The organism is Streptomyces sp. NPDC002690 (assembly GCF_053592415.1).
The window spans coordinates 1-5,793 of sequence record NZ_JBSFVR010000433.1 but is presented as its reverse complement, the minus strand read 5'-3'; the positions used below and the strand labels follow the sequence as shown (position 1 = coordinate 5,793).

The following is a 5,793-nucleotide window of genomic DNA, read 5'->3' as shown; positions in this document are numbered from 1 at the left end:
CGTCCACGGGGAGGCGGGCCCATACGGTCTTGTGCCCGGTGCGGTAGGTGATGCCCCAGGCGACGGAGGCGGTCGGGCGGGCGGCGATCCACCCTGCGACGAGCAGGAGTGCGGCGGGCTGGCCGCCGCACTCCTCCACCAGGGTCTCGGCGGTCCGGGGGTCCACGGTGATCCGCACCTGCCCGACCACCCGCGCCAGCAGGCGTACGGCGGAACCGGTGTCCAGTCCGCCGATGGTGCAGGGGCGGACGTCGGGGACTCCGGTCAGCGGGCCGGTCGCGGTGGCCAGCACCAGGCATCCGGGGCCGTCCGGGAGGAGCGGGTCCACCTGCTCGGCGTCCACCGCGTCGTCGAGCAGGAGCAGCAGCCGCCGCACGGCGAGCGCCTCGCGGACCATCTCGGTGAGTTCGTCGGCGTCCGCGCCGGGTGGGGTGGCGAGGGAGAGCAGGCCGAGGATCTCGCGGGCGGTGCGCTCGGCGGGCACCCGGATGCCGTCGGGGCCGGTCAGGCTGACGCGCAGGACGCCGTCCGGGTAGTCGCCGGTGCCGGTGCCGGGCGCGGCCCACGGAAGGGGGCCCATGGAGCCGCCGACGGGGGCCGTGCCGGTCAGCGTGTGCGCGAAGGCGGCGGCGAGGGCACTGCGTCCCGATCCCGCGCGTCCGGCGATCAGGAGGACCCGGGCGCGGGCCGCCTTTCGGCCCGCGATGGTGTTCAGCCCGGCCCGTTCGATGTCCTCCTGAAGGGCTTTCAACTCTCGCTGACGGCCGAACAGTTCGGGTGGGGTGGCACCGGAGGGCTCCTCGGTGCCGGGCGCTCGGGCCGGGCCGCTGGTGTCCACCGCCTGATCCGTCACGAGCCACGCTCCACTTCGCCGCACCCGGTGCCCCGCCGGAACTCCGGCGGGCCTTTCGAGCGTAGTTCAGCGGCGCCGCCGATCAGGGCGGGGCGGGGCGGGGACGTCCCCCGATCGGATCAGCAATTCTTGCGATCGTCCGACTGACGGTGAACGGTGGACGGCGCCGTACCGCGCCTACGCCTCGAACGGGCGGGCCGGCCAGGGGGACTCGGCCGGGCGCAGCGCCTGTTCGCCGTCCCCCGTACGCGCCGCGCTCAGCGCCAGCACCCCCATGACCAGGCAGCTGTTGTGCAGTTCGCCCGCGAGGACACCCCGGACCAGGTCCTTCAGCGGGATGCGTGCCAGCTCCATGTCGGCCTCCTCCTCGGAGACCGCGAAACGCTCGCCCACCGCGTCGGAGAGGCCCCGGGCGAGGAAGATGCGTACCGCCTCGTCGGAACCGCCGGGGCTGGTGTAGACGTCGGTCAGCACCCGCCACTCCTCCGCCTTGACGTGCGCCTCCTCGTACAGCTCGCGCTGGGCGGCGGCGAGGGGGTTCTCGCCGGGGACGTCGAGCAGTCCGGCCGGGATCTCCCAGAGCTTGTGGCGCACGGGGTGGCGGTACTGACGCAGCACCAGGACGTGGTCCTCCTCGTCGATCGCCAGGATCGCGACGGAGCCGGGGTGGACCTGGTAGTCGCGGCCCACGACCGTGCCGTCGGGCATCACGACGTCGTCCGTGCGGACGCTGGTCTTGTTGCCGGTGAAGGGCGTCACCGTCGCGGTGACCCGCCATTCCTCGGCCCTGTCCTGGATGCCCATCTGCGTCCTCCCGCTCACGTCACGAAAAACCGGGGCACCCGTCCTCTTCGGACGTGCACCCCGGTCAACGGTAATGCCTCGGGACTACTCGCCCGATTCGGCGGCCTGCGTCCGACGCGCGACGGCGGCCTTCACCAGACCCGCGAAGAGCGGGTGCGGGCGGGTCGGGCGGGAGCGCAGCTCGGGGTGGGCCTGGGTGGCGACGAGGTAGGGGTGCACCTCGCGCGGGTACTCGACGTACTCGACGAGCTTGTTGTCCGGGGAGGTGCCGGAGAAGACCAGTCCGGCCTTCTTCTCCAGCTCCGTGCGGTAGGCGTTGTTCACCTCGTAGCGGTGACGGTGGCGCTCCTCGACGTACGGCTCGCCGGAGTACGCCTCACGGACGACCGAGCCCTCGGCGAGCTTCGCCGGGTAGAGGCCCAGGCGCATGGTGCCGCCCAGGTCGCCCGCGCCCTCGACGTACGCGAGCTGCTCCTCCATCGTGGAGATGACGGGGTGGGAGGTCGCGGCGTCGAACTCGGTGGAGTTGGCGTCCGGGATGCCGGCGACGTTGCGGGCCGCCTCGATCACGATGCACTGGAGGCCGAGGCAGAGGCCGAGCAGCGGCACCTTGTTCTCGCGGGCGTACTGGATGGCGCCCACCTTGCCGTCGACACCGCGCTCGCCGAAGCCGCCGGGGATGCAGATGGCGTCCACGCCCGCGAGGTGGCGGGCGGCGCCGGCCGGGGTCTTGCAGTCGTCGGAGGTGACCCACTCGACCTTGACGCGGGCCTTGTTCGCGAAGCCGCCGGCCCGGATGGCCTCGGTGACCGAGAGGTAGGCGTCGGGGAGGTCGATGTACTTGCCGACCAGGGCGACGGTGACCTCGTGGTCGGGGTTGTGGACGCGGTCCAGCAGATCGTCCCAGGTGGACCAGTCCACGTCGCGGAAGGGCAGGTCGAGCTTGCGCACGACGTAGGCGTCGAGGCCCTCGGTGTGCAGCACCTTCGGGATGTCGTAGATCGACTTGGCGTCGACGCAGGCGACGACGGCGCTCTCGTCCACGTCGCACATCAGCGAGATCTTGCGCTTGATGGCGGTGGGCACGTCGCGGTCGGCGCGGAGCACGATGGCGTCCGGCTGGATGCCGATGTTGCGGAGCGCGGCCACGGAGTGCTGGGTCGGCTTGGTCTTCAGCTCGCCGGAGGGGCCGATGTAGGGCAGCAGCGAGATGTGCACGACGAAGACGTTGTCCCGGCCGACCTCGTGGCGCACCTGGCGGACGGTCTCCAGGAACGGCAGCGACTCGATGTCGCCGACGGTGCCGCCGACCTCGGTGATGACCACGTCGACGTCGCCGGTCGCCATGCGACGGATGCGGGACTTGATCTCGTTGGTGATGTGCGGGATGACCTGGACGGTGTCGCCGAGGTACTCGCCGCGCCGCTCCTTGGCGATGACCTGGGAGTAGACCTGCCCGGTCGTGACGTTGGCGGAACCGTCGAGGTCCACGTCGAGGAAGCGCTCGTAGTGGCCGATGTCCAGGTCCGTCTCGGCGCCGTCGTTGGTGACGAACACCTCACCGTGCTGGAACGGGTTCATCGTGCCGGGGTCGACGTTGAGGTACGGGTCGAGCTTCTGCATCGTGACCCGCAGACCACGCGCCTTGAGGAGTGCACCCAGGCTGGAGGCAGTCAGACCCTTGCCGAGGGAGGAGGCGACACCCCCGGTGACGAAGATGTGCTTGGTCGTCGTGGATGTGGGCTGCATAGCCAAGAGGGGGCTCCCGTGGTAGCGAATCTGGGTACGTACCGGCTGCCGAACCGGAGATTCCGGGGGTGCCGTCGCTGCGGTTCGGGGGCCTCGTCCGCTCTCGGGCACGACCACCGGTCCACGGGCTACCAGCCTAACAGCGACCTGGAGACACTGCTTCCGGTCACACGCTCCGCACGAGCGCCACAAAACCCCCTCACGCCCCCCGAGCCCCACTCTTCGGCCACGACAAGATCCACGGAGTATCGCGCGGATCACACCGGTGCGTCGTATCCTGCTCGGACACTCGCTGACGAGCGGGGACGGTCGGCCCGCGGCATCACCCCCGCCCGCTCCCGCCGGTCCGAAGGGCTCATCGGCCCCTCCTGAACATTTTCCTTTTTCACGCAGCAAGCGCCCCCGAGCGGGGCGACACATGGCCGTTCGACTGGAGACGCACGTGGCCGGGCGCATCGAGGATTACGCACTCATCGGAGACATGCAGACAGCGGCGCTGGTCTGCCGGGACGGCACGGTCGACTGGCTCTGCCTCCCACGCTTCGATTCCCACGCCATCTTCGCGGGACTTCTGGGCACCGAGGAGCACGGCTTCTGGCGCCTGGGTCCGCTGGAGCCCGAGGGAACCGAGGACGGCGAACGCGGCGAACCGCCCGCCGCCGACCGGCGGCGTTATCGCGGCGACTCCCTCATCCTGGAGTCGGAGTGGGACACACCACGCGGCACCGTACGCGTGACCGATTTCATGCCGCCCCGTGACGGCGCGCCCCAGCTCATCCGGATCGTGGAAGGCGTCAGCGGCCGGGTGACCATGCGCTCGTCCCTGCGCATGCGGTTCAGCTACGGCCGGATCACCCCCTGGGTGCACAAGGTCGACGGTCGCACGGTCGCCGTGGCCGGACCGGACTCGGTCTGGCTGGACACGCAGGCGGAGACGCACGGCAAGGACCTGACGACGTACTCCGACTTCACGGTCTCCCCAGGCGACCGAGTCGCCTTCACGATCAGCTGGCAGCCCTCGCACCACCAGCCGCCCGGCCTGCCCGAGCCGGAGGGCTCGCTGGAGGCGACCGAGCGGTTCTGGGAGGAGTGGGTCGCGCAGTGCACGTACCACGGCCCCTACCGGGAGGCCGTGATCCGCTCACTCATCACGCTGAAGGCCCTCACCTACGCGCCCACCGGCGGCATCGTCGCCGCGCCCACCACCTCACTGCCCGAGGAGATCGGGGGCGTACGGAACTGGGACTACCGCTACACCTGGCTCCGCGACGCCGCGATCACCCTCTCCTCGCTGCTGCGCACCGGCTACCGGGAAGAGGCCCGCGCCTGGCGCGAGTGGCTGCTGCGGGCCGTCGCGGGCGACCCGGAGAACCTGCAGATCATGTACGGCATCGCCGGCGAGCGCGAGCTCGGCGAGGCGGAGCTGGACTGGCTGCCCGGCTACGAGAACTCCGGCCCGGTCCGCGTCGGCAACGGCGCCGCCGACCAGCTCCAGCTCGACGTGTACGGCGAGGTCACCGAGGCGCTGCACCTGGCGCACATGACGGGCCTGGCCCGCAACGACTACGCCATGGGCCTCCAGCTCAAGCTGATCAGCTACCTGGAGCAGCACTGGTACGAACCGGACGAGGGCATCTGGGAGGTGCGCGGCCCCCGCCGGCACTTCGTGCACTCCAAGGTGATGGCGTGGGTCGCGGTCGACCGGACGATCAAGCTGATCGAGTCCGGTGACGTGGAAGGGCCGCTGGAGCGGTGGCGCGAGCTGCGCGACGACATCCACCGCGACGTCTGCGACCGGGGCTACGACCCCGAGCGCAACACCTTCACCCAGTCCTACGGGTCGAAGGAACTGGACGCCTCGCTGCTGCTGATCCCGCAGATGGGCTTCCTCCCGCCCGACGACAAGCGGGTCATCGGCACGATCGAGGCGATCCAGCGCGAGCTGTCGACCGAGGACGGGTTCGTGCTGCGTTACCCGACCTCCGGCGAGGACGCGGGCGTGGACGGCCTGGAGGGCGACGAGGGCGCGTTCCTCGCCTGCTCCTTCTGGCTGGCGGACGACCTGGCGATGATCGGCCGGGTCGACGAGGCCCGCCAGCTCTTCGAGAAGCTGCTCTCGCTCCGCAACGACCTGGGACTGCTCGCCGAGGAGTGGGACTCCCGGCTCCAGCGCCAGGTGGGCAACTTCCCGCAGGCGTTCAGCCACGTCCCGCTCATCGACACCGCGCTGCGCCTGACGGCCAGCGGGGCGTACGCGGGCTGACCCGCCCGATCCGGCGTGGCCCGGTCCGTCACCCGTGCTGGTGACGGCTCTTGGCGTACGCGAGGGAGTCGTCGCCCCGGGCCGCCGCGTAGGACCAGCCGCCCAGTGCGCAGACGAGTACGGC

4 protein-coding genes are annotated in these 5,793 nt (G+C 70.9%); 1 reads left to right on the top strand and 3 read right to left on the bottom strand.

Features of this window, described 5'->3' with window-relative positions:
* The 3 genes from ACWD3D_RS32580 to ACWD3D_RS32570 form a co-directional block, all read right to left on the bottom strand.
* Positions 1 to 853, bottom strand: an 853-nt coding sequence (locus ACWD3D_RS32580; protein WP_451464335.1) for an NB-ARC domain-containing protein, incomplete at its 3' end; no start/stop codon positions are given.
* A 177-nt stretch (positions 854 to 1,030) separates the two neighbouring features.
* The gene (locus tag ACWD3D_RS32575) at positions 1,031 to 1,657 is read right to left on the bottom strand and encodes an NUDIX domain-containing protein (RefSeq protein WP_451464334.1); all 627 of its coding nucleotides are present in this window, start codon (positions 1,655 to 1,657) and stop codon (positions 1,031 to 1,033) included.
* A gap of 84 nt (positions 1,658 to 1,741) precedes the next feature.
* A complete protein-coding gene (locus tag ACWD3D_RS32570; RefSeq protein ID WP_451464333.1) occupies positions 1,742 to 3,406 on the bottom strand; it encodes a CTP synthase in 1,665 nt (554 codons plus the stop codon).
* A gap of 442 nt (positions 3,407 to 3,848) precedes the next feature.
* Here ACWD3D_RS32570 and ACWD3D_RS32565 point away from each other — a divergent pair, with 442 nt between their 5' ends.
* Positions 3,849 to 5,669 (top strand): glycoside hydrolase family 15 protein, encoded by a 1,821-nt coding sequence (locus tag ACWD3D_RS32565; RefSeq protein ID WP_451464336.1) that lies wholly within the window; start codon positions 3,849 to 3,851, stop codon positions 5,667 to 5,669.
* Positions 5,670 to 5,793: the final 124 nt, after the last annotated feature.

Bases quoted from the DNA above. Each gene is read 5' to 3' on its own strand.
- ACWD3D_RS32575 (WP_451464334.1), bottom strand. From the start codon at position 1,657: ATGGGCATCCAGGACAGGGCCGAGGAATGGCGGGTCACCGCGACGGTG.
- ACWD3D_RS32570 (WP_451464333.1), bottom strand. From the start codon at position 3,406: ATGCAGCCCACATCCACGACGACCAAGCACATCTTCGTCACCGGGGGT.